The following is a 22673-nucleotide window of genomic DNA, read 5'->3' on the forward strand; positions in this document are numbered from 1 at the left end:
CTCACCCGTCCGCCGCTATCCCCGAAGGGACCGCTCGACTTGCATGTATTAGGCACGCCGCCAGCGTTCGTCCTGAGCCAGGATCAAACTCTCCATTAAAGTGTCGCCGAAGCGACCGTATAACAGAGCTTGTCTTAAGCTCAAAATTCAATGCTAGCGAGAATTTGCATTCTCTATTTAACACTCACTCGTTGTTCAGTTTTCAAAGGACAATCGTTTCTTTTTTCGATCGTTTTTGACTTCTCATTAACGACCGGAATTTCAATATATCACATTTCACTATCACATTGCAAGCTTTTTTTGTGGAATATTTCATAGGCTTTACAATTTATTAATTTTTGAAAAGTGACAGACTCATAATATATCACGTTACTGCTATAATTGCAACTTTTTATCTAGACTTTTTTCTATCAGGTATCATTAGATGACCGTTCATGAATAAATATAGAAAATGGCTTCTTCTTCCTTATATAAAGGATTTTTCTTATGGACACAATAAAGGTATATCGATATTGGAGGTAGTTACAGTGAACCAGCATTTTACTTTAGCCCATTTAGATCCCGATGTATTAACCGAAATTCAGAAGCTTGAACAAAAACTCCGCACCGTTGCTAATGAAAACATCGTTCTGATCGCCTATTCGGAGCAGAAGTCCATTGGCGATAAACAGCAGGCTTAAGTGAAATAGCCGAGGCTTCCTGCCGCTAACAATAATTAACGCTCAGGAAGCCCCTATCGATGTTCAGTCCTGCTTTTTATCCACAGCAGTATTCATTTGACGAATACGCTTCACTCTTGACACCGCTTCGATCCTCTCATTTTGCCCTATCTGTACAACTCCTGAAGTAGATACGCTAAGTATCCTTACTATCCCGACTTGAATGTAGTCACATTCATTATGAACGCTCATCGTAACGGGCTCATGTACAGTTACTTCCGGAATTTCACGAGAGTACGAAGCGTATGCGTCCATATCGACTTCATTTCCGTTATCATGCGCCACCTCGCGCTGAACATTCAGTACTTTAGCTTCCGGCTGCACGGTCTGGTTATCGCCGATTTGCAATATAGAGCCTTGAGAAACACTGTTGACTTTTAAGAAACGAACTAATGACCAGCGTACCATCATTATTTCGCCGGTGACACAGGAGCCGACGCACCGACAATCAATGACTCAGGCGGCGTATCGTACAGTGAGGATAATACGATTTGCTCAGTATCCCCTATCAGAACGACCGATGAAATCGACACTCCGGCAATCTTAATCTCTCCTACGCATAGCTCTTTATTATTTACTTGAAAGTTCATCTTTCTCCCCATCCTCTTTCGGCATTTTGCTGAAGTAGCTTTCGATAGCTGCAATCAAATCGTGTTTCGTCCGGAACAGCACGGAATCTTTTATAGAACTAAGCTGATCTACGGTCGCCCCTTGCTCCAATTGCTTCAAATAATGCATCATTCTTTGCCCCATCTGCTTTCCGAGATCATTCTGTATCATTTTCCGGTGCCATGGATCCAATTGAACTCCGGTCCGGTCCTCGAGATCTTCTATCTTCTTAGGTACGTCCTTCTGAAGGTACGCTTGAAGCTCGCTATTAATCTTCTCCTGCAGCTCTGAAGTAGGCTGAGCAGGCTTATCTCCTGAATCCGTACCCGACTTCTGCTCTACCTCTACCGCCATATCTTCGACCGTCTGAGGAGTGAGTCCTATATTCAGTGTGCCGTCGAGCTTTTCGACCTTTAATTGGTCAAATTTATATTCAATTTTGTCAATATGAATTCGTTTTTGATCTTTCCATGAGTTTAATTCCGTTTTGACGGAATCGAGCTCTTTTTCCATTGTGTCAATCTTTCTGGACTGGGCTTGGATAAATCGATGCAAGTCTTGGCAGTACTGCACCCATTCGTGCCACGTTGACATAGCCTCACCACCCTTCCGTAACAGGTTATGCAGCTTGGTATGTCTGGGTGTATGCCCATACTGCAATTTTCCTTCAACTAGGATTTGGGAGCGGAACTAGTGCTGCAGTTTCTTCCGAAGATCCGGACTCCGGGGCTGGCCCTGTGAAACCTCCCGAATTATATAAATTGGAAAGCGGCTTAATCATCCCTGCACTGCCGATTTGCAGAACCGATGAGTTGGATACGCTGTCGACCCGCAGCTGATGGATTACAATATGCTGATTGACAATCAGATTCATCCAGCTACCCCCTGATTTCCGACATTCTTTTGAATAGAATCAAATAAATCCGGATCGTTGGTATTCGTATTGCTGATCGCGTTATTGGTAGTCGGAAGATCCCCGATATTGAATGAGCCTGCCCCTGCATAGGTTTTGGAAGTGCTTTGAGGAGACAGTTGCACGGCATCGCCTATCTGCACGATAGAGCTGGGCCCGACGCTTAGAATTTTGATATTACCGACAATCGATGGCATAAGCGATCTCCTTTGTTCTTCTTACTGTCATTGTATGTAGTTATGAGCCTATTGCTACTTTCTGCTCCGGTGCATTTCATGAGGTGTGTCACCCGGATCGCTCTTTACATATACTGAGTTGAACTTCAAGTAGGCAAATGGAGGTGGAAGACGATGAGCCGCGACGATAGCATGAACCAAGCCCGGTGGGAAGCACTTGAATCGATACTTGGATCCAAACTCCCCGCTCTGCCTTCCAAGCAACAGATGGAGATGTGGAAAGATACTTCATGGGTCGGAGATTATGTGGAGAAAGTGCTGGAGAAAAGCATTCCAAAAAAGTGGGGGGGTCATGAGCCGAATCCTTCCTCGAACCATACGGCTGAGGTATTCGAGACGCATAATTACGTCATTGTTAAGCTGAAAATGAACGACCAAGCGAATCCGAACGTTAAGATAAGGACAGATCAAATCAAAATCGAAGGCTTAGTGAAAAATAAAGCGCAGATTATCAAGCTCCCTTGTCATGTTATTCCTAGTGGAAGCAGAGCTTCCTATAAAGACGGAATCCTACAAATAAAAATGAAAAAGAAAAAAATCAACAAATCGTATCATGAAGTTAACGTACGCTACTTATAAGCCATTGTACAATCCATAAGAGTCAAGGTAATGAGGTGGTGCCGATGTATCGAATTATCGTTGATTTGTCTGACCGGATGCTCTATTTGCTGAACGATGACGTAGTCGTACGAGGGTTCCCTGTCGGGATCGGGAAGGTATTGACCCAAACTCCGATAGGCGAATATACCATTGTTAATAAAGCCCCCAACCCCGGAGGACCTTTCGGCGTCTACTGGATGGGGCTGTCTCGCCCTCACTATGGAATCCATGGAACCAATGATCCTTCCTCTATCGGACATCTCGTTTCGCATGGATGTATCCGGATGTATAACGAGGATGTGTTAGCATTGGCTTCACTTGTTCCTATCGGTACCCGGGTAACGATTCGAGAGTAAAACTGCGCACAGCAAAAAACCACTTTGCTATTTATAATAACAAAGTGGCTTAGTGGCTATGGCTTATTTGCTTGATTCTACCGTAATTTTCTCGGAAATGCTGTCCCGAATAACGGACATTACCAGCTGAAGCAAGTAATTGATATCCTCTTGAGATTGTCTGAACTCATTGACGATAGGAATGTTGTCCAGCTGATCCTGCAGATCTTCAATTTCCTTTTCGATCTTATCGACCATTTTTTTGTTCTCAAACGATTCGAAAGCAACGATTTCCTTTTGCTTTTTCTTGATGGCGCTAATAAGCGTTTGAATCTGATCGTTCGACGAAATTTGAGATTCCGCTTTTTGGAAAAATTGAACTTCATTCGACGTCGAAAGCAGCTCCGCCAGCTCTTTGGCCTTATCTATAATATCCTCACGGACGATCATCTCCGTATTGGTGTAAGTCTCCATCCCGCTGCACTGCATTTCATTATGATCATGGTTATGATCGTGGTGATGTTGTCCCGACATGGCCGGTCACGCCCCTCAACATGTAAATTTTTTACGCATTTATTGTGCGATCGTCTCCGGTACCCATTCTCCTTTAATATACCAGGTTTGGGCATCTGTTATTTTTACCGGAACGATCTTGCCGATTAAATCTTTAGGTCCAGCCAAGTGTACAAGCTTGTTCGTACGAGTACGTCCTGCCAATACGTCGGAGTTGTTCTTGCTCTCTCCCTCGATAAGAACGTCCAACACCTGGTCCTTCATGCTTTCGTTGCTTTCCTTGCTGAATTCCGCCAAAACGGCGTTCAAACGGTACAAGCGCTCCTTCTTGACCTGCATCGGCACATCGTCTTCCATGCCTGCAGCCGGAGTCCCTTCCCGCGGCGAATAAATGAACGTGTATGCACTGTCGTACTTCACTTCTTTCACGAGAGACAGCGTATCCTCGAACTGCTCATCCGTCTCCCCTGGGAAACCGACGATAATATCGGTCGTAAGCCCGACATCCGGAATCGCCCGTTTGATCTTGGCCACCAGCTCCAAGTAATGCTCACGTGTATATTTACGGCTCATCCGCTTCAAAATCTCATTACTTCCCGATTGGACCGGGAGATGGATTTGCTCTACCAGATTGCCTTTTTGAGCAAGAACTTCGATCAGATGATCGTCAAAGTCGCGCGGATGCGAAGTCGTGAAACGGACTCGCGGAATATCGATTTTGGAAATATCGTTCATCAAATCGCCGAACCGGTATTCGATATCTTCGAAGTCTTTGCCGTAAGCATTGACGTTTTGACCGAGAAGCATTATTTCCTGGAAGCCTTGTCGGGCCAAATCCCGGACTTCCGCCAATACATCCTCCGGTCTGCGGCTCCGCTCTTTTCCGCGGGTATAGGGAACGATACAGTACGTACAGAATTTATCGCAGCCATACATAATGTTCACCCAGGCTTTGATGCCTTCCCGCTTCTTGGGAAGATTCTCGACGATATCTCCTTCTTTGGACCATACCTCGATGACGATTTCTTTACTGAAAAAAGCTTCCTTCAGCAAAAACGGAAGTCGATGAATATTGTGCGTTCCGAAGATCAGATCGACGAAGGCGTGCTTTTGCATAATCCGGTTGACGACGGCTTCTTCCTGCGACATACAGCCGCATACGCCAAGCACAAGCGATGGCTTCTCCGCCTTCAAATGCTTCAGATGTCCGAGCTCGCCAAACACTTTATCCTCGGCGTTCTCACGGATCGCACAGGTGTTGAGCAGGATCACATCCGCCTGTCTGCGGTCATCGGTAGCTTTATAGCCCATTTGCTCCAGCAAGCCCATGATCGTTTCCGTATCATGCTCGTTCATTTGGCAGCCGTACGTTTGGATCAAATAGTATTTGTCCTTGCCGAATTGCTGCATATCTTCCGGAATTTCAAAGTTATAATGAACCTTGATATCTTCCTTCCCTCTCTTTTTGGCATCGGTCAGAGAAGGAGGCTGAAAATATATAGAAAAATCCTTTTCAGATCGATTCTTTGTTGTCATAAGACGTTCCTCCTGAAATAAGCTGCAAAGATCATACCTTTGATTATATCATTATTACAGCAATAATTTCAAAGAAAATCACAGCTCAGAAGGAACGAATAAACTGCTCAGCTTATGATAAAATTACCGCGACATCGCCGGTTTTCACTCCAGCCGCGTTCGCTTCATCCGTATCGATGTGCATGTCCAGAGCATATTGGTCCGATACACGGGCAATAACCTTTTCAAAAATAAGCGGCCGTTCGCCTTCCACTCGCACGGTGAGCTGCTGCTTGTCCGCAATCCCGAAGCGTGCCGCATCCTCCGTATGAAAATGAATATGGCGCGCCGCTACTATAACGCCTTCCGGTATATCTACTTGTCCGGCAGGCCCAATAACCGTAATGCCCGGCGTACCGGCAATGTTACCCGACTCGCGCACAGGCGGATTCAAGCCGAGAGTAAACGCATCGGTCCGGGATACTTCCAGCTGGGTTTTGCCTCTTGCCGGTCCCAGTATTCTTACTTTATCGAATCGGCCCTTCGGTCCGACAACGGCCACAGTCTCCTGTGCTGCATATTGTCCAGGCTGAGATAAATCCTTAAGAACGCTTAGTTGATACCCTTTGCCGAACAATTGTTCGATGTGCTCTGCCGACAAATGTATATGTCTGGCCGAAACGCCTACAGGTACTTGCTTCATCTCTTAACACCCCGCATTTTGTCATTGTTTCTATGTACCATTTCCATTATGCCAAATCTCCTCTTGATTATAACGTAAGGCAATGAAAAAAGCATACGGCAGCGCCGCATGCTTTCGTAAAGTTCATAAAATTATTTAAATTCTGCCATCAATTTCTCGAATTCTTGCTCCGTGATTTTGATGTTTTGTTTCGCCAAGGCTTCTTCTTTGAAACCAGTAACGAGGTTTTCATAGCTGGTTTTGCTTGTATCTTGATAGATCAAGCCTGTCAGCAAACCGTTAGTTTCCATGATTTTGGTCATAGCCATTACACGGTTGCTAGGATCGTAGTCCGGAGTTTCTTCCAGATCAACGATGTTCTCTTTAAACCAGTCGTATGTGTTCACTTTGTTAAACGTAACACATGGGCTGAATACGTTGATGAAGGAGAAGCCTTTGTGCTTCATACCCGCTTCGATCAAAGAAGTCAGCTGCTTCAGATTGCTGGAGAACGATTGGGCTACGAAGGTAGCACCTGCCGCCAAAGCAACTTCAAGCGGAGACAATGCGGATTCGATAGAGCCTGACGGCGTACTTTTCGTCTTGAAGCCTTCAGCGCTTCGCGGCGAAGTTTGACCTTTCGTCAAGCCGTAAATTTGGTTATCCATAACGATGTAAGTAATGTCGATGTTACGGCGGATAGCATGAACCGTGTGGCCCATACCGATCGCGAAACCGTCGCCGTCGCCGCCAGCAGCAAGAACCGTCAATTCGCGGTTAGCCATTTTCAAGCCTTGTGCGATTGGCAAGGAACGGCCGTGTACACCGTGGAAGCCATATGCATTGATATAACCGGAGATACGCCCGGAACAGCCGATACCGGATACAACGCCCAGCTGCTCCGGCTCCAATCCTACATTGGCAGCAGCTCTTTGGATTGCGGCCTGGATGGAGAAGTCACCGCACCCTGGACACCAGTTAGGTTTAATATTATTGCGAAAATCTTTTAACGTTGCCATACTGGACTCAACTCCTGACAAAATGTAGTGATTTCTGCCGGCAAGAACGGGTTACCGTTGTATTTCAGCAAGCTTTTGATTTTATCTGCATAACCAACGTTCAATTTGATCAAGGAAGCCAATTGAGCCGTTGCGTTGTTTTCGATTACTACGACAGTTTTTGCTTTTTCCAAATGCGGCTTCAATTCCTCAACCGGGAACGGATGCAGCAAACGAACCGTTACGTGATTTGTTTTGATGCCTTGTTTCTCCAGACGTGCACGTGCTTCGTCGATCGTACCGCCTGTAGAGCCCATACCGATAAGAAGCAAGTCCGCTTCAGCATGAGGAGCGTCAACCAGAATCGGATTCGCAACTTTGATGTGCTTCATTTTATCCATACGTTTATCCATCATTTTCTTACGGTTTTCCGTGCTTTCCGATGGACGGCCTTCTTGGTCATGCTCTACGCCGGTAACATGGTGGAGACCATATTTCTGACCAGGAATTGAACGCGGAGATACGCCGTCTTGAGCGAACTCGTAACGTTTGAACAATTTGTTCTCTTCGGTAGGAGGCAATTCACCTTGAACCAACCGTCCGCGGTCGATAACGATTTTATTGTAATCCAGCATCTCACTGGACTGCTTACCGAGGGACAACTGCAGGTCGGTCAGCAAAATAACCGGAACTTGGTACTTCTCAGCAATGTTGAACGCTTCGATCGTGTCGTAGAAGCACTCTTCGATAGTGGACGGGGAAAGAACCACTTTCGGAATTTCACCGTGCGTACCGTAGATCATGGCATTCACGTCGGATTGCTCTTGCTTGGTAGGAAGACCTGTACTTGGACCGCCGCGTTGCGTATCCACGATAACAACCGGAGTTTCCGTCATACCGGCAAGACCGATTGCTTCCATCATCAAGGACAAACCAGGGCCTGCAGATGCAGTCATCGTACGAACGCCGCCATAGTTAGCGCCGATAGCCATGGTTACGGCAGCAATTTCGTCTTCCGTTTGGATAACGGTACCGCCGAACTTAGGCAATGTTTTGATCAAATATTCCATGATCTCGGAAGCAGGTGTGATCGGGTATGCAGGCATAAAACGGCATCCTGCGGCAACCGCACCCAAACCGATAGCATCGTTACCGATGATGAACAGCTTTTGCTTACCGTCAGCAGGCTCCAACTGGAACTCTGGCAATGGACCGCCGTTCATTTCCAGAATGAATTCAGCTGCTTTGCGAACCGCTTCAATGTTTTTCTCAACGACAGCCGGACCTTTACGTCCGAACTCTTCTTCAACCGCTTTATTAAAAACTTCCAAAGGCAAACCGAGCAATGCCCAAGATGCGCCGGAAGCAGCCATGTTCTTAAATAGGGATGTTCCGAGCTCTTCAGCGATCGCCGTAATTGGCACTGGGAACATACGAGCTTTGATACCTTCAGGTACAACAGGATTAAATTTGGCGTCTGCTACAATTACGCCGTTCTCACGAAGCTCATGCGCGTTCAAATCGATTGTTTCTTGGTCAAATGCAACAAGGATGTCCAAGTCATCGGAAATTGCACGAATTGGTTTCGTACTAATTCTGATTTTGTTGTTGGTGTGTCCCCCCTTAATACGAGAGGAGAAATGACGGTATCCGTACAAGTAATATCCAAGACGGTTTAACGCCGTCGAGAAGATTTTGTCGGTACTCTCAACACCTTCCCCTTGTTGTCCTCCGATCTTCCAAGATAATTGGCTAATCACCGTTGTCCACTCCTTTTAATTGTCACTGACATTGCAACAGATCAACTTATGGTTCAAAGAAATTTTACAAATGGATAAAAAATTTCTTTCAGTTGTCAACCAAATTTTATGACTTTACATGGTAAAAAGCAAGTGGTTTCATCTATTTTTAAAGATAGTATTTTTAGATGATATCCATATCACAATTAGATCAATAAAACCTTCATATATATCCAATCCAGATAAAAGTCAGATTGCCGGCAAATTGGTTTGCAAAAACCGCAGCCAGTTGCGATAAAAGAAGTCTTCGATCCATTGATCTTTGTAATACTTGCTTAAGCATTGCGCCAAGTAATCAAACTTCCCGGCGTTCTCCAGATGCGGAATCCACTGATCAATCCCGTCGAAATCGGAGCCGATGACCAGATTCCCTCCTCCTCCGAGCGCGCCGATATGCTCAATATGCCGGACCAAATCCTCCACCGCGGCAGCTCCGTTATTGTTTACAAACCAGGGGACGAATGTAATGCCGATCGCTCCCTTTTTTTGAATCAACGTCTTGATTTGCTCGTCGTCCAAATTGCGCGGATGAGGGCAAACCGCCTTAGCGTTGGAATGCGTGGCTACAAAAGGCTTCTGAGATAAGTCGGCCACATCCCAGAATGATTGTTCGGACAAATGAGACACATCTAGTATTATACCCAAATCATTGCATTCTTTAATAAATCTTTTCCCTTTTTTTGAAAAACCTCCTTGACGAGGCTCCAGTACGCCGTCAGCCGCCCAGTTCGCATAATTCCACGTTATCCCAATTAAGCGCACTCCGAGATGGAACAAGGTTTGCGTATAGAGAGGATTATCCCGGATCGCATCCGCTCCTTCCAGCGTAAGGACTGCGCCTCTCATACTCCCGGCCATGACCTTCTGCAAATCGGCCTGGCTCCTGATAGGCATGAGCCGGTCGCTGCTCACGACGTTCTGATAAAAAATATTTATGTACTCCAAATAATGATCGAATTGCGGCTGCCTAATTTTCTCCGACAAGTAAATGGCGAAAAACTGAATCTTCACATCGGACTTCACCAGCTTGGAAAAGCTTACATCAAGCTCTGTATTTAGCGGGTCGTAAAAATCAATAGCCGGTTTTTCATACATTTTGTAGAGCACATCGCAATGACCATCGATAATTGTCATACTCTATCACCCTTTTCGGCATATTTGATAACACGAACTCAGCACTTCACAATAGGACAAGCGGCAATTCAACACGTTAATGGATAAAAGAAAAAAACCTCTATCGAGGTTATGTCCTAAAGCAGATAAGCGAATATAATCTCTCTGTAAGGTAAAAAAACCTGTCTACTAAGTAAACAGGTGGTTAAGCAAGCTTGAATATGGAGTTTTGGACGATTATCTCGGCTCCACTATCAGTTTGATAGCTGTACGGTCTTCTCCGTCGATGACTATATCGGTGAAGGCTGGTATGCAAATCAAATCAACCCCGCTGGGAGCAACAAATCCTCGTGCGATAGCTACAGCTTTAATAGCTTGGTTGAGAGCCCCGGCCCCGATTGCCTGCAGCTCAGCTGCTCCGCGTTCACGCAATACCCCCGCCAACGCGCCGGCTACGGAGTTAGGATTGGACTTTGCTGAAACTTTTAATACTTCCATGAAAAGTACCTCCTCGGGAATGATGGATTGCTTCCAGTACTAATCATATTCTAGGAAATAGCCGTTAATTCCTTCTTCCCGAAGATCGTACTAACTAATAATTTCGAATTATTTGTCAATTCAGTGCTGAAGGCCCTGGATTATTCAAATAATATGGAATCTTCATCCATCCGGATGAGCTGGACTTTCTTACCTAGCCCCGTAGCAGGATCCAAATCGATGCATACTGCATGAAAATGCCATTTTCCTTCATCCACAACGAAACGGACCGGAAGCTGCGTTTTGAACTTTTGCAGCACAGCCCCTCTTTCCATGCCTAATATACCATCCCGCGGGCCAACCATCCCTACGTCCGTTACATAAGCCGTTCCTTGCGGCAAAATACGCTCGTCATTCGTCTGAACATGCGTATGAGTACCTACCACCGCAGATACCTTTCCGTCCAAATGCCAGCCCATAGCGAGCTTCTCCGAAGTCGCTTCAGCATGGAAGTCGACGAAAATATATTTATTGCGCTTTTTGACCTTCTCCAGGATCGAATCCACTTTTTCAAACGGGCAATCCAGCGGTGGCAAAAAGGTCCGTCCTTGCATATTGATAATGACAAGCTCCTGATCTTTGGATTTAATGGTCGTAAATCCTCTGCCCGGAGTGCCTTTAGGGAAATTCGCCGGTCTTACCATTCTCTCCTCATCGTCGATAAAGTCGAATATGTCTTTTTGATCCCATGTATGATTGCCCATAGTGATCCCTTGAATGCCGAGCTCGAACAGCTCCTTCGCAATCGCTGCTGTAATACCCCGTCCTGCGGCGGCATTCTCGCCGTTGGCTATAATAAAGGTCGGATTATATTTCGCTTTCAAGCCCGGAAGACACGCTTTAACCGCCTTTCGTCCTACTGAGCCTACGATGTCTCCGATAAACAATATTCTCATAACCTGACTCCCTTCACTGCTGTCGACAACCTTTTTTAAGGAAAAGAAAAGTGGCTTATTCAGCCACTTTTCAACATAGTGTATGCAGTTGCTTATTTTGCATATTCAACCGCTCGCGTTTCGCGAATAACGGTTACTTTGATGTGACCTGGATAATCCAGTTCGCCTTCGATTTTTTTAGTTATATCGCGGGCAAGACGGAATGCTTCCGTATCGTCCACCTTCTCCGGCTGTACCATTACGCGCACTTCGCGTCCCGCTTGAATCGCATACGATTTCTCGACGCCTTCGAACGATTCGGAAATCTCCTCCAGCTTCTCAAGACGCTTAATGTACGTTTCCAGTGTCTCGCGGCGTGCACCCGGACGAGCAGCGGACAATGCGTCAGCCGCACCGACGAGCATCGCAATAACCGATGTTGCTTCGCAATCGCCATGGTGTGAAGCGATACTGTTGATAACAACAGGATGCTCTTTATATTTCTTGGCAATCTCTACGCCAATTTCAACGTGCGAACCTTCTACTTCATGATCCAACGCTTTACCGATGTCATGCAGGAGACCGGCACGTTTCGCCAATGTCACGTCTTCCCCGAGCTCTCCAGCCATCAATCCGCTTAAGTAGGCCACTTCCATAGAATGCTTCAACACATTTTGACCATAGCTTGTTCTGAACTTCAAACGTCCCAGAATTTTGATCAGATCCGGATGCAATCCGTGAACTCCGGTTTCAAATGTAGCTTGCTCCCCGTACTCACGAATCCGCTCATCCACTTCTTTACGGGACTTCTCCACCATTTCCTCAATTCGGGCAGGATGGATCCGGCCGTCAGCGACCAATTTCTCTAGGGATGTTCGGGCGATCTCCCGACGAATTGGATCAAATCCGGATAGGATTACCGCTTCCGGTGTATCGTCGATGATAAGATCAATACCCGTCAAAGTTTCCAGCGCCCGGATATTTCTGCCTTCGCGTCCGATAATGCGACCCTTCATCTCTTCATTCGGTAAAGAAACCACCGATACGGTTGTTTCCGCCACATGATCAGCGGCACATCTCTGGATAGCCAAGGTAATGATTTCGCGGGCTTTCTTGTCGCCTTCTTCTTTCGCCTGCTGTTCAATTTCTTTGATCAGTTGAGCTGTCTCATGACGAACTTCCTGCTCCACATTCGTGAGGATAATGTTCTTCGCTTCCTCCATAGTGAGGGCGGAAATCCGCTCCAGCTCTGCAACTTGATTTTTGTAAATATTATCAATTTGCGACTGGGTTTCTTCGATTCTTTTCTCTTTGTTGGCGACCTGCTCTTCTTTTTTCTCCAGAGATTCTAATTTTTTATCCAGCGATTCCTCTTTTTGCAACAGTCGTCTCTCTAGTCGTTGTGTTTCATTTCGACGATCACGAATGTCTTTTTCAGCTTCGGTTCTGAGCTTGTGAATCTCATCCTTCGCTTCCAGAACCGCTTCTTTCTTCAGTGCCTCCGCTTCTTTCTTGGCATTATCCTTAATCAATTCAGCGGCTTGTTCAGCACTAGAAATCTTCGCTTCTGCAATGGACTTGCGGATAAAATAACCAATCCCTAAGCAAATTACACCAACTAAGAGGATGATTATGATCCAGATAGCCGGACTTGGCATCCAGTTCACCTCCTCGTCATTTCTCCAAGGGGTAAGCTTGGGACAGTATGGTTTTTAATCCGTTTAACAAGCTTTAAAATAAAGTAAAAATTGGCGATTTTACTTTTACGAAACTTCCTGTTCAGGCTTGGCAGGAAGAATCTGTGTATAAAAATATACATGATTATTTTATCTTTTGTCGAAGAAGCTTGTCAAGGTGTCCCCTGCAGAAATGATTCCCTACGGCTAGTCACGCTGCTGCAATAGGAGGTAATATCCGAATGCTTATAAATAATTCGCCCCGCTAGATGCATTACATTACTCCAAATCGTATGTATCCGTATAGTGCTCCTCCCAATCAGTTTGTCCGGATGCTTGAACCAAATCCCTCAGGACGCGCGATACGATACCGGATGAATAGCCTCTGCGCAGCAGAAAGCCCATCGCCTTATTCCGCGCCTTCTGCCTGTCGGCCGTGAACTCCGCCCGGTATCTCTTGAATGCAAGGTCGAAAGCGATCTTATACTCCAACTCTTCGTCGACTTGACTCAATGCGCTGGTTATATGTTCAGGCGGCAGCCCTTTATGCTGAAGCTCCTGCCGTACCCAGTTGCGGCCTTTCTTCTGCGACCGGATCCGCTGCTTCGTTAACTGCTCTGCAAAAAGCTCGTCATTTACGTACTGCTCTCTCCGTAAACGATCGACGGTCAGCTCGATCAGCTTCGCTTCATAGCCTTTCTGTTTCAGCCTGACTTTCATTTCGTGCTCAGAGCGCAGACGTGACGATAGGAGCTTGATAGAGTACAAATAAGCCTGCTGCTTCTCCTCGGCAAAAATAATCTCTCTAAAGTCCTCTACGCGTATCTCAGAACCTTTAACAAGCCTATACTTGATCAAAGTATCCTCGTGAACGGAAAAGGCATACTGGTCATCCATGAACAAGTTATATCTATTCTTGAATCTCTTCTGCCTTTCTATCTTCGATATCGTCCCTGTATGTACGACCTCTTCCTTCGTTTCATCTTCACTCACCAGATTGTCACCCCATATGAACGAACAGGCACCCTATACCATAGGTAAAGGTGCCTGCCATTACGGTTTTATTCAAATGCCAGCAAATCTTCCTCATCCTCATCCGTGTCGGTAAGATCGCTGCCGTTGGCAACAATCAAGTTACTGTTCTCGCGGATCTTCTTCTCGATAACGTCGGCGATCTGAGGATTCTCTTTCAGGAATTGCTTCGCATTCTCGCGTCCTTGACCCAGACGGTCATTGTTGAAGGAGTACCATGCGCCGCTCTTTTGGATAATATCCATTTCACTTCCGATGTCAATAATGCTGCCTTCCTTCGATATGCCTTCACCGTACATAATGTCGATATCGGCCTGCTTGAACGGAGGCGCAACCTTGTTCTTAACGACTTTGATCCGTGTACGGTTACCTACCATATCGTTTCCTTGCTTGATCGTCTCTACACGGCGAACATCCAAGCGTACGGTCGAGTAGAACTTCAATGCTCTACCGCCCGGCGTTGTTTCCGGATTACCGAACATTACGCCGACCTTCTCGCGAAGCTGGTTAATGAAGATCGCGATAACTTTCGACTTGTTAATCGCACCGGACAGTTTGCGCAATGCCTGCGACATTAGGCGCGCTTGCAGACCAACGTGGGAATCGCCCATCTCGCCTTCGATCTCCGCTTTAGGCACCAGTGCCGCTACCGAGTCAATGACGATGATATCGACAGCACCGCTGCGCACAAGTGCTTCAGCGATCTCCAGCGCCTGCTCTCCCGTATCCGGCTGGGACAACAGCAGATCATCAATATTGATGCCCAGCTTGCTGGCATACAATGGATCCAATGCGTGCTCCGCATCGATAAAAGCGGCTTGTCCGCCAGCTTTCTGTACTTCTGCGATCGCATGAAGAGCGACCGTCGTTTTACCGGAAGACTCCGGACCGTACACTTCTATAATTCTACCGCGCGGGAACCCTCCGATACCAAGTGCTATATCCAGGGCCAAGGAACCGCTAGGAATCGTTTCTACTTGCATGTGAGTGGACTCACCGAGTTTCATAATGGAGCCTTTGCCAAACTGCTTCTCAATTTGACGAAGTGCATTTTCTAAAGCTGCGCGCCGATCGGACACAACGGTCACTTCCTTTTCTCTTATTGGTTACTTCCATGATAACTTGTTTTGGTTGTATTGCCAAGCATTTTTTGCGAACATACATTCGATTGCTGGTCAAAATAAAAACCGCAACAAGGGATATTCATTGTTACGGTTCTTCCGTTAAACCTATTATATTACATTTCGCGAAACTATTTCAAGCACTATTTTTCCGAGTCCCATACGAGAAATGATAGAGAGTTCCGAACCCTCCTAAAGCAGCTTCCATAGCTGATACAGCGCGCTTCTGGCCGCTCTCAGCTTGATCATCTCACGGCTGCCGGACAGCTGCAGCTGCTGCACTACCGTCTCGTGATCCCGCTTCGCAACCGCTACATAGACGAGCCCGACCGGCTTCCCTTCGGACTCATCCGGGCCGGCGACTCCCGTAATCGCAATCGAGTAGTCGGTGTCCGACTGCTTAAGCAGATTGTCTGCCAGCAGGCGAGCGGTGACATCGCTGACGGCGCCAGGCGCACCTGCGCCCTCCAGGACGGCCTGAGGCACGCCCAGGAGTCTGTGCTTCCATTCGTTCGTATAGCATACGATACCGCCTTGAAACACCGCCGAGCTGCCTGGAACAGCCGTCAGCATATCGCTCAGGAGCCCTCCCGTGCAGCTCTCGGCGACGGCAAGCTTCAATGACTTTTCGCGCATGATGCCAACCATCTGCTGCTCGATACTGACGTCTTCGTTCGCATAAATATACAGTCCCAGCCTTTTGCGGATTTCACTCTCCACTGGATCCAGCTTGGCGTCCGCCTCTGCCTTGGATGCGGATCGGGTTGTGAGCCTGATCGCCACTTCGCCTTCTTTGGCATAAGGAGCGATCGTAGGGTCTGTTTGGTCCTTAATAAGATCAAGCAGCTCATGCTCCAGGAGAGATTCTCCTATCCCTGCAAATTTCAGCATACGGGAGTACAGCGGATAAACGCCTTCCATCTTCGATGCGATCCATGGAGCCGCGTAGCGCTCGAACATCGGCTTCATTTCCTTGGGAGGCCCCGGCAGCAGAACGTAGTGTGTTTGATCCTGGGTCAGCGCTACGCCAACCGCCATTCCCGTATCATTAGCTAACGGATCGCTGTCTTCGAGCATATAAGCCTGTCTCTTATTGCTTTCCACCATATGTATGCCGCGCTTGCTGAAAAAGTCCGTTATTTTATCCATCGAAGGCTGGTGGAGCACAATCTTGCGGCCAAGATATGCGGCCAATGCATCCTTGGTCAAATCGTCCTGCGTAGGTCCGAGCCCCCCGGTGCAAATGACCAGATCGGCGCGGCTGGATGCCAGTCTAAGCGCCTCGGTCAGACGGGCCTCATTGTCTCCCACAACCGTTTGGAAGTACACGCTAACACCTAAGTCCGCACAAGCGCGCGATAGAAATTGCGCGTTCGTGTTAACGATTTGTCCAAGCAATAGCTCGGTGCCGACTGCAATGATTTCCGCTTTCATATCCTTTTTCTCCTCCCAAGAAATCAACAAAAAAACAATAGGAAAACCCTACTGTTTTATTCGCTGAAATTCAACACATGTTTATTTTTAATAAAATAATCGAAACCGGAATACAAAGTGATGATGGCAGCCACCCAGCTCGCGAAAATATCGAAACGGAAGTTAATGAAGGCGAACGGGAAATTATTGATCAACAAGGCGATAATGGCCGTAATTTGCGTCGCCGTCTTCCATTTCCCCCACTTGCTTGCAGCTATAACAACCCCTTCGACAAGAGCGATCTGCCGCAGCCCTGTAACCGCAAATTCGCGGCTAATAATGACAATGGCTATCCAAGCCCCAATTTTGTCCATCTCTACAAGGGAAATGAGAACAGCGGACACGAGGAGCTTATCTGCAAGCGGATCGAGCAGCTTACCGAGATTCGTCACCAATTTTCTTTTGCGCGCAATATAACCGTCCAGACTATCCGTACTGGCAGCTATGATAAAGATGAGCGCAGCTATAATCTGGTTATAGGTGATGACGAACTGTTCTATTTTGATATGAGGAAATTTCACATTCACTAGCAAAAAGAACATGATGATAGGGACGAGAAAAATCCTCGCCAATGTAATCCGGTTGGCCAGATTCATGCCACGACCTCCCCGGACAAATCGAACTCGAACGAGTGGGTAATGCGAACTTTGGCTACTTCACCGATTTGCAGCTGCGTACCTTTGACGAATACTTCACCGTCAATTTCCGGCGCATCATATTGCGAACGGCCTACGTATACGTCGCTTCTACCGTCATACTTTTCAATAAGCACATCGATAACTTGGCCTACGCGGCTGCCGTTGCGAATGTTGGAAATTTCGCGTTGGATTTCCATCAGCGTATTGGCGCGGAATTCCTTGACGTCCTCCTCCACTTGCTCTGGAAGGCGCGCCGCCGGAGTATCCTCTTCCTTAGAATAGGAAAATACGCCAAGACGATCGAACTCAACGTCGCGGATAAACTGCTTCAAGTTTTCGAAATCCGAATCGGTTTCTCCAGGGAAGCCTACGATCAGCGACGTTCTCAAGGAAACGTTCGGAATGCGCGTGCGAATTTTTTGAATGAGAGCTCTTGCATCCTGCTGTCTGCCGGGTCTTCTCATTCTTTTCAATATGCGGTCTTCGCTGTGCTGCAGCGGCATATCCACATATTTGCATACCTTCGGATTGTTCGCGATTGTTTCGATCAGCTCATCCGTGAAGAAGCCCGGGTAAGCATAATGAAGCCGTACCCACGCGATTCCCGGCACTTCGCTTACTTTATTCAACAATTCTGGCAGCATGAACTTCTCGTACAAGTCCGTACCGTAGTTCGTGGAATCCTGTGCGATCAGGCTGATTTCCTTCACGCCTTGGGAAGCCAGCTGCTCTACTTCGGTAATAATAGATTCAATGCTCCGGCTGCGGAATTTCCCCCGCATAATAGGGATACTGCAGAACGTACAGGCATTGTCGCAGCCTTCGGCAATTTTGACATAAGCGGTATAACGCGGTGTAGTCACACGGCGAGGCAGCGAGGCTTCGTAATTAAATACCGGATTTCCGACCATAACCGGTTTCTTTCCGGCCAGCGCTTCATCCACAATATCATTGATTTTATGGAAATCACCCGTTCCGACAATCCCGTCGATTTCCGGCATTTCCTTGAGCAGCTCATCCTTATACCTTTGGGTGAGACAGCCCGAAACGATGAGAGCTTTCAAATTCGCCGTCTGCTTCAGCTCGGCCATATCCAAAATCGTATTTACCGATTCTTCCTTCGCCGCATCGATAAATCCGCATGTATTGACAATAATCACCGTTGCTTCTTCTTTATCATTAACGAGCTCATAGCCACGGCCGTGAATTAATCCCGACATAATCTCGGAATCGACGAGGTTCTTCTCGCATCCCAGCGTAACTACTTTCACTTTCTCTGTCATTTCATATCCTCCAATGTTCAAGCCTTACTATATTAGTATCAAGTATAATACATGGGTAACAAAAGTGTCAAAGAAGCCCCATGCGTATCCACGCTGCTGAAATAGGCAAAAATGGCTTGTTCATCGGACTAGCGGAAATTTAAAAATTGCAGCTCCAGCGGCAAATCCGCCTTGCGAAGCAGCTGGATTACCTCCTGCAAATCGTCCTTGCTTTTTCCAGTTACGCGAATTTGATCTCCTTGAATTTGACTCTTCACTTTTAATTTGGAGTCGCGGATCAGGATATTAATTTTTTTCGCATGGTCTTGATCGATGCCCTGCTTCAGCTTGATCTTCTGGCGAACGGTAGCCGATGAAGCCCCTTCCACCTTGCCATACTCCAGGTTTTTCAACGAAATGCCGCGCTTGGCCATCTTCGAATGTAAAATGTCCAATACGTTTTGCAGCTTGAATTCATCGTCCGAGACGACGACGAGCTCTTCTTTTTCCAGCTTGATGGAGCTTTTGCTGTTTTTGAAATCGAATCGGGTACTGATTTCTTTCTCCGCCTGGTTGATCGCATTATTTAATTCCTGCATATCCATCTTGGAAACGATATCGAATGAACTTTCTGAACTACTCATGATCCCACAGCCCCTTAATTTTCCTAAATTTTTCTCCATCCATGAGGATAACACAAAAAGACACCTGCAGCCAATTCATTGCTCTCCGGTGTCTTTACGATGATTAACTCAATTACCGATGATTCGGCGAGAACCGGAACATATCTATAATCCCCAGCACGATATGCGCCATCCCGAACCCAAACAGACCGTAACCCCATGCGCCGGGAGTTATATACCAGCCAAAAGAGCTTACGATAATCCCCAATACGACGACGATCCAACTGGCGGTCATATCCTGCAACCCTTTCCTTAAGCAAAAAACTGTACTGAAATGGTAACAGGATGTCCCAAAAAGCCGCTTATTAAACCTACGCTTTTTGAAGATCGAATTGAATCCGCTTCGCGTTAGGAGTGTCTCCTACCGACACTACCGTTCCGTTCACGGTAAGCTCCACCGCATTCGAACGTCCGAAAATCATGAAGGCCGAGTTCGGCATCTCCCACGTTTGCGTTTTACCGTTCGTGTAAGTGCCCGATTCCAGCGTTTCCCGCTTCTGTCCCAAGGAATCGACCTGCACCCAGCAAGCGTCGCCCGTCACTTTCATTTCAATATTCAGCTTATCGACATTGGAAACGGAATAATAATCGGTTCCGCCCTGGCTTCTCACCAACTTCACTTCCGCTTTTGGAGCAGGCGGAGGTGTCGGTGTTGGAGTAGGCGTTGCTTCCGCTTTTTTCTCATTCAGTGACACACCGTACACATCTCCGGTAACGGTTGGAGCAGGCTCCGCCTTGTCCGTAACGCGTTTAGGCTCATTGTTCGAATTCGCGTCATTGGCTTTGCCGGTATAATTCATATTCAAGTAGTAATAGATGATCCCCAAGATGAGAACTACAAAAGAGATCATCATGATCGTAGATGCATATTTGCCTATTTTCTCGGTGTTCCGATTCGTTCTCTTGGAACGGATAGGCTCTATGTGTTCCGGCTCCGGGGTCGGGATCACATTCTGGTACATGCGAAGCACTTCGTTAGGGTCCATCCCTACCGCCTCGGCATAGCTCTTAATGAAAGCCCGTACATAAAAATTACCCGGAAGTACCTTATAGTTTCCTTCTTCAATTGCTTCCAAATAGCGCTTGCGGATTTTAGTCGTTTCTTCCAATTGCTCCAGCGAAATTTTCTTTTCCGTTCTCGCCTTTCGCAGCAGTTGACCAAGATCAGTCATGTTCTCACCCCTTTCGGTTTTGAAATGATATTACTCCGTCCATTAATACTCGTCGAAGCCGTTAATAAAGCTTTCGTACGATATTTCCTCATCCGGGGTATTGCGGAGCTCGATAATATAATTGAAATCATCGTAAGCATATTGGGACTCGCGAATAAATATATCCGGATGTTCGATCACTTTGGTGGAAGGCATAGCCATAATTTCCTGCATCAGCATATGATGCTTTTCATTGGAACGGATAGTCGAGACAATCCCGTCAATAATAAATACATTATTAGGATTCATCTCATCTTCCGACAGCTGGCTGCGAACCGTTTGGCGAAGCAAGGTGGACGAAACGAACGTCCAGCGCTTATTGGAGCATACACTGCCGGCAATAATGGACTCCGTTTTGCCGACACGCGGCATCCCTCTTAATCCGACAACCTGATTTCCCTCTTGTTTAAAAATCTCTCCAAGAAAATCAACAAGTAAACCTAACTCGTCCCGAGTAAAACGAAAAGTTTTACGGTCATCCGAATCCCGCTCGATATATCGGCCGTGACGGACGGCGAGAATATCGACCAGTTTAGGTTCCCTTAAAGCGGTTATAGTTATATTATCCACTTTTCTCAACATTTTACCCATTAAATCTACTTTTTCATCATCATTGGTTTGGAGCAGCATGCCGCGTGTGCGGTCCTCAACCCCGTTAATGGTTACAATATTTATATCAAGCATCCCCATCAAGGATGCAACGTCCCCTAGCAAGCCCGGGCGGTTTTTATGAATTTTATATTCCATGTACCATTGTTTCGTTTCCAATTATCCACACCTCATATTCGATGTCAATCGATCATCTATTCATATTTTGTAACATCTTACGAAAATATTCTACAATTTTCGCTAAATTCCTGCTCTCTCATGTAAAAAGTTTATTGAGGCTTGTTCACTTGGAATTCTTGCGGGTCATAGCCGTTCAAGCCGGCATTCCATTGTTTATTTTGCATTTGATTTAATAAACCGGCAAAGACGGCATCCCACTTTAATTCTGTAGTCGTGGAAGCCATGTTCATAATAGGCACCTGCAAGTTTTTCATCCGCTGCAGCGTGCTGTTCTCCAGAGGGGAGTATACGACGATCCAGCTCGGTCCATGCTGCTTCACCTGATTCTGAAATTGCGGATACCATCCTTCCGCATCCGATAGGGATATTCGCTCCGCCTCTTCGGACGGGGCCCATAACGAGGGTATTGGATTCGTGGAAACGGTCACCCATTCGATGGTTTTTCCGATCACCTGCTGCTGTTTTACCCATTCAGCCCACTGGTTCTCCATCAAAGCCGGCCCCGATTGCCTCCAGCTGATATTCGGAGCGGAAACTGCCGGTGTATCATACGATATGGCATCGTCCAGCAAAAACCATTTCTTGTCTGCTATCGCGCTTGCAACTGGCAGGACTTGCCGGTTCAATTCGTTCCCGACAACGATTATGTAATCATAAGTCACCGATTTTAATTTGTTCGTCTGATCTTCCGAAATCGAAGCGACGTCCGGCATCCATTCGAATGCTATATGTTGAGTATTCCTCCATGCTAACAATGTTTTCTGAATTGCAGATTTTGTCGTTTCCTGCAGATTCGGTTTTGTCATGACAAGCACCGAAAGCTTGCTTTGCGCCAGTGCCGGATCGATCTCAGGAATGTTTTTGCCGCACCCGCTTACTACAAGCAGCATGCTAATAATAACGGTTATCCATCTTGCCCATCTCCATGTACTCAAACTGCTTCTTGCCGCCTTTCTTGAAATACTTTACCTAAGTATATCATGAAAAGCAAGGAAAAGCCTCCTATGCAAGGAGGCCTCAAATGAATCCATTATTTGCTTACAAGCTTAACCATCAATTTCGCCATCGTTTTGCGTTCCTGCTCGTCGGCTACATCCCATAGATCCTTCAATACCCGTTCTTCATTGTTCTCGGGATCGACCTTATCGGACAAAAACTCACCGATTTGGAATGCCAGCTTGCTGATGGTTTCTTCGCTCATCCCGGATTTTTCAGCTTGGTTTACACGCTCGCCCAAAAATTCCTTCCAACGATCAAACACTTTCAACGCAGTAGCCATAATGTCAGCCTCCCTTAGATAAAGTAGCATTACAAATACTAAGGTTCGCAAAATGGAGGCGAATT

General features: G+C 46.6%; 28 protein-coding genes and 1 rRNA gene. 3 read left to right on the top strand and 26 right to left on the bottom strand.

Annotated elements, in window-relative coordinates; genetic code table 11:
* Positions 1–99, bottom strand: a 16S ribosomal RNA gene (locus ACFQ88_RS12440); the annotation flags it as partial.
* Positions 100–527: 428 nt separating this feature from the next.
* On the opposite strand from ACFQ88_RS12440, the gene ACFQ88_RS12445 reads away from it, so the two are divergent.
* Entirely contained in the window at positions 528–680 is a 153-nt protein-coding gene (locus ACFQ88_RS12445; RefSeq protein ID WP_239626234.1) for a hypothetical protein, read from the top strand.
* A gap of 63 nt (positions 681–743) precedes the next feature.
* Here the strand turns inward: ACFQ88_RS12445 and ACFQ88_RS12450 are convergent, their stop codons facing one another.
* From ACFQ88_RS12450 to ACFQ88_RS12470, 5 genes are all read right to left on the bottom strand, one after another.
* Positions 744–1127 carry a spore germination protein GerPE gene (locus ACFQ88_RS12450; RefSeq protein ID WP_379454379.1) on the bottom strand — a complete coding sequence of 128 codons (384 nt, stop codon included), beginning with the start codon at positions 1125–1127 and terminating at the stop codon, positions 744–746.
* 2 nt (positions 1128–1129) lie between these two features.
* Positions 1130–1309 carry a spore gernimation protein GerPD gene (locus ACFQ88_RS12455; RefSeq protein ID WP_239626238.1) on the bottom strand — a complete coding sequence of 60 codons (180 nt, stop codon included), beginning with the start codon at positions 1307–1309 and terminating at the stop codon, positions 1130–1132.
* Positions 1290–1922: a spore germination protein GerPC gene (gerPC, locus tag ACFQ88_RS12460; protein WP_379454380.1), complete on the bottom strand. Its 633-nt coding sequence runs from the start codon at positions 1920–1922 to the stop codon at positions 1290–1292. Before gerPC ends, ACFQ88_RS12455 begins: the two co-directional genes overlap by 20 nt.
* A gap of 73 nt (positions 1923–1995) precedes the next feature.
* On the bottom strand, positions 1996–2202 hold the full coding sequence (locus ACFQ88_RS12465) for a spore germination protein GerPB (protein ID WP_239626243.1): 207 nt from the start codon (positions 2200–2202) through the stop codon (positions 1996–1998).
* Complete coding sequence (locus ACFQ88_RS12470) at positions 2199–2438, bottom strand: spore germination protein (RefSeq protein ID WP_239626245.1); 240 nt, start codon at positions 2436–2438, stop codon at positions 2199–2201. The genes ACFQ88_RS12465 and ACFQ88_RS12470 overlap by 4 nt, the downstream gene beginning before the upstream one ends.
* A gap of 153 nt (positions 2439–2591) precedes the next feature.
* On the opposite strand from ACFQ88_RS12470, the gene ACFQ88_RS12475 reads away from it, so the two are divergent.
* Both ACFQ88_RS12475 and ACFQ88_RS12480 read left to right on the top strand, forming a co-directional pair.
* On the top strand, positions 2592–3056 hold the full coding sequence (locus ACFQ88_RS12475; protein ID WP_379454381.1) for an Hsp20/alpha crystallin family protein: 465 nt from the start codon (positions 2592–2594) through the stop codon (positions 3054–3056).
* 38 nt (positions 3057–3094) lie between these two features.
* The gene (locus ACFQ88_RS12480) at positions 3095–3433 is read left to right on the top strand and encodes a L,D-transpeptidase (protein WP_379454382.1); all 339 of its coding nucleotides are present in this window, start codon (positions 3095–3097) and stop codon (positions 3431–3433) included.
* 63 nt (positions 3434–3496) lie between these two features.
* Here ACFQ88_RS12480 and ACFQ88_RS12485 read toward each other — a convergent pair whose 3' ends face one another.
* The 20 genes from ACFQ88_RS12485 to ACFQ88_RS12580 form a co-directional block, all read right to left on the bottom strand.
* Positions 3497–3946, bottom strand: a complete 450-nt coding sequence (locus ACFQ88_RS12485; protein WP_239626253.1) for a YlbF/YmcA family competence regulator — start codon at positions 3944–3946, stop codon at positions 3497–3499.
* A 39-nt stretch (positions 3947–3985) separates the two neighbouring features.
* Positions 3986–5461: a tRNA (N6-isopentenyl adenosine(37)-C2)-methylthiotransferase MiaB gene (gene miaB / locus ACFQ88_RS12490; protein ID WP_379454383.1), complete on the bottom strand. Its 1476-nt coding sequence runs from the start codon at positions 5459–5461 to the stop codon at positions 3986–3988.
* Between the two features lie 112 nt (positions 5462–5573).
* Positions 5574–6143: a phosphate propanoyltransferase gene (gene pduL, locus ACFQ88_RS12495; RefSeq protein WP_239626259.1), complete on the bottom strand. Its 570-nt coding sequence runs from the start codon at positions 6141–6143 to the stop codon at positions 5574–5576.
* Between the two features lie 131 nt (positions 6144–6274).
* Positions 6275–7141 (bottom strand): 2-oxoacid:ferredoxin oxidoreductase subunit beta, encoded by an 867-nt coding sequence (locus ACFQ88_RS12500; protein WP_239626261.1) that lies wholly within the window; start codon positions 7139–7141, stop codon positions 6275–6277.
* The gene (locus tag ACFQ88_RS12505) at positions 7129–8880 is read right to left on the bottom strand and encodes a 2-oxoacid:acceptor oxidoreductase subunit alpha (protein WP_379454384.1); all 1752 of its coding nucleotides are present in this window, start codon (positions 8878–8880) and stop codon (positions 7129–7131) included. The genes ACFQ88_RS12500 and ACFQ88_RS12505 overlap by 13 nt, the downstream gene beginning before the upstream one ends.
* Positions 8881–9108: 228 nt before the next feature.
* Complete coding sequence (locus tag ACFQ88_RS12510) at positions 9109–10053, bottom strand: dipeptidase (RefSeq protein WP_239626264.1); 945 nt, start codon at positions 10051–10053, stop codon at positions 9109–9111.
* A 216-nt stretch (positions 10054–10269) separates the two neighbouring features.
* Positions 10270–10530, bottom strand: a complete 261-nt coding sequence (locus ACFQ88_RS12515) for a stage V sporulation protein S (RefSeq protein ID WP_006286829.1) — start codon at positions 10528–10530, stop codon at positions 10270–10272.
* Positions 10531–10670: 140 nt separating this feature from the next.
* Positions 10671–11465, bottom strand: coding sequence for a TIGR00282 family metallophosphoesterase (locus tag ACFQ88_RS12520; protein WP_379454385.1), 795 nt, complete (start codon positions 11463–11465; stop codon positions 10671–10673).
* Positions 11466–11557: 92 nt separating this feature from the next.
* A complete protein-coding gene (gene rny, locus ACFQ88_RS12525) occupies positions 11558–13102 on the bottom strand; it encodes a ribonuclease Y (RefSeq protein ID WP_239626266.1) in 1545 nt (514 codons plus the stop codon).
* 297 nt (positions 13103–13399) lie between these two features.
* Positions 13400–14113: a RecX family transcriptional regulator gene (locus ACFQ88_RS12530; protein WP_239626267.1), complete on the bottom strand. Its 714-nt coding sequence runs from the start codon at positions 14111–14113 to the stop codon at positions 13400–13402.
* Between the two features lie 68 nt (positions 14114–14181).
* A complete protein-coding gene (recA, locus tag ACFQ88_RS12535; protein WP_275590420.1) occupies positions 14182–15231 on the bottom strand; it encodes a recombinase RecA in 1050 nt (349 codons plus the stop codon).
* A gap of 234 nt (positions 15232–15465) precedes the next feature.
* On the bottom strand, positions 15466–16707 hold the full coding sequence (locus ACFQ88_RS12540; protein ID WP_379454386.1) for a competence/damage-inducible protein A: 1242 nt from the start codon (positions 16705–16707) through the stop codon (positions 15466–15468).
* A 56-nt stretch (positions 16708–16763) separates the two neighbouring features.
* A complete protein-coding gene (gene pgsA / locus ACFQ88_RS12545; protein ID WP_239626270.1) occupies positions 16764–17342 on the bottom strand; it encodes a CDP-diacylglycerol--glycerol-3-phosphate 3-phosphatidyltransferase in 579 nt (192 codons plus the stop codon).
* Positions 17339–18667, bottom strand: coding sequence for a 30S ribosomal protein S12 methylthiotransferase RimO (gene rimO, locus ACFQ88_RS12550; protein WP_379454387.1), 1329 nt, complete (start codon positions 18665–18667; stop codon positions 17339–17341). The genes pgsA and rimO overlap by 4 nt, the downstream gene beginning before the upstream one ends.
* 128 nt (positions 18668–18795) lie before the next feature.
* Positions 18796–19290: a YajQ family cyclic di-GMP-binding protein gene (locus tag ACFQ88_RS12555; RefSeq protein WP_239626274.1), complete on the bottom strand. Its 495-nt coding sequence runs from the start codon at positions 19288–19290 to the stop codon at positions 18796–18798.
* A 112-nt stretch (positions 19291–19402) separates the two neighbouring features.
* Positions 19403–19564: a Sec-independent protein translocase family protein gene (locus ACFQ88_RS12560; RefSeq protein ID WP_239626276.1), complete on the bottom strand. Its 162-nt coding sequence runs from the start codon at positions 19562–19564 to the stop codon at positions 19403–19405.
* A 76-nt stretch (positions 19565–19640) separates the two neighbouring features.
* The gene (locus ACFQ88_RS12565; RefSeq protein ID WP_239626278.1) at positions 19641–20501 is read right to left on the bottom strand and encodes a helix-turn-helix domain-containing protein; all 861 of its coding nucleotides are present in this window, start codon (positions 20499–20501) and stop codon (positions 19641–19643) included.
* A 42-nt stretch (positions 20502–20543) separates the two neighbouring features.
* Complete coding sequence (locus ACFQ88_RS12570) at positions 20544–21308, bottom strand: DUF3388 domain-containing protein (protein WP_379454388.1); 765 nt, start codon at positions 21306–21308, stop codon at positions 20544–20546.
* A 110-nt stretch (positions 21309–21418) separates the two neighbouring features.
* Entirely contained in the window at positions 21419–22264 is an 846-nt protein-coding gene (locus ACFQ88_RS12575) for a hypothetical protein (RefSeq protein WP_379454389.1), read from the bottom strand.
* Between the two features lie 95 nt (positions 22265–22359).
* Positions 22360–22608 (bottom strand): DUF3243 domain-containing protein, encoded by a 249-nt coding sequence (locus tag ACFQ88_RS12580; RefSeq protein WP_239626285.1) that lies wholly within the window; start codon positions 22606–22608, stop codon positions 22360–22362.
* Positions 22609–22673: the final 65 nt, after the last annotated feature.

Source organism: Paenibacillus sp. NPDC056579, assembly GCF_042793215.1.
Classification (GTDB): Bacteria; Bacillota; Bacilli; order Paenibacillales; family NBRC-103111; genus Paenibacillus_S.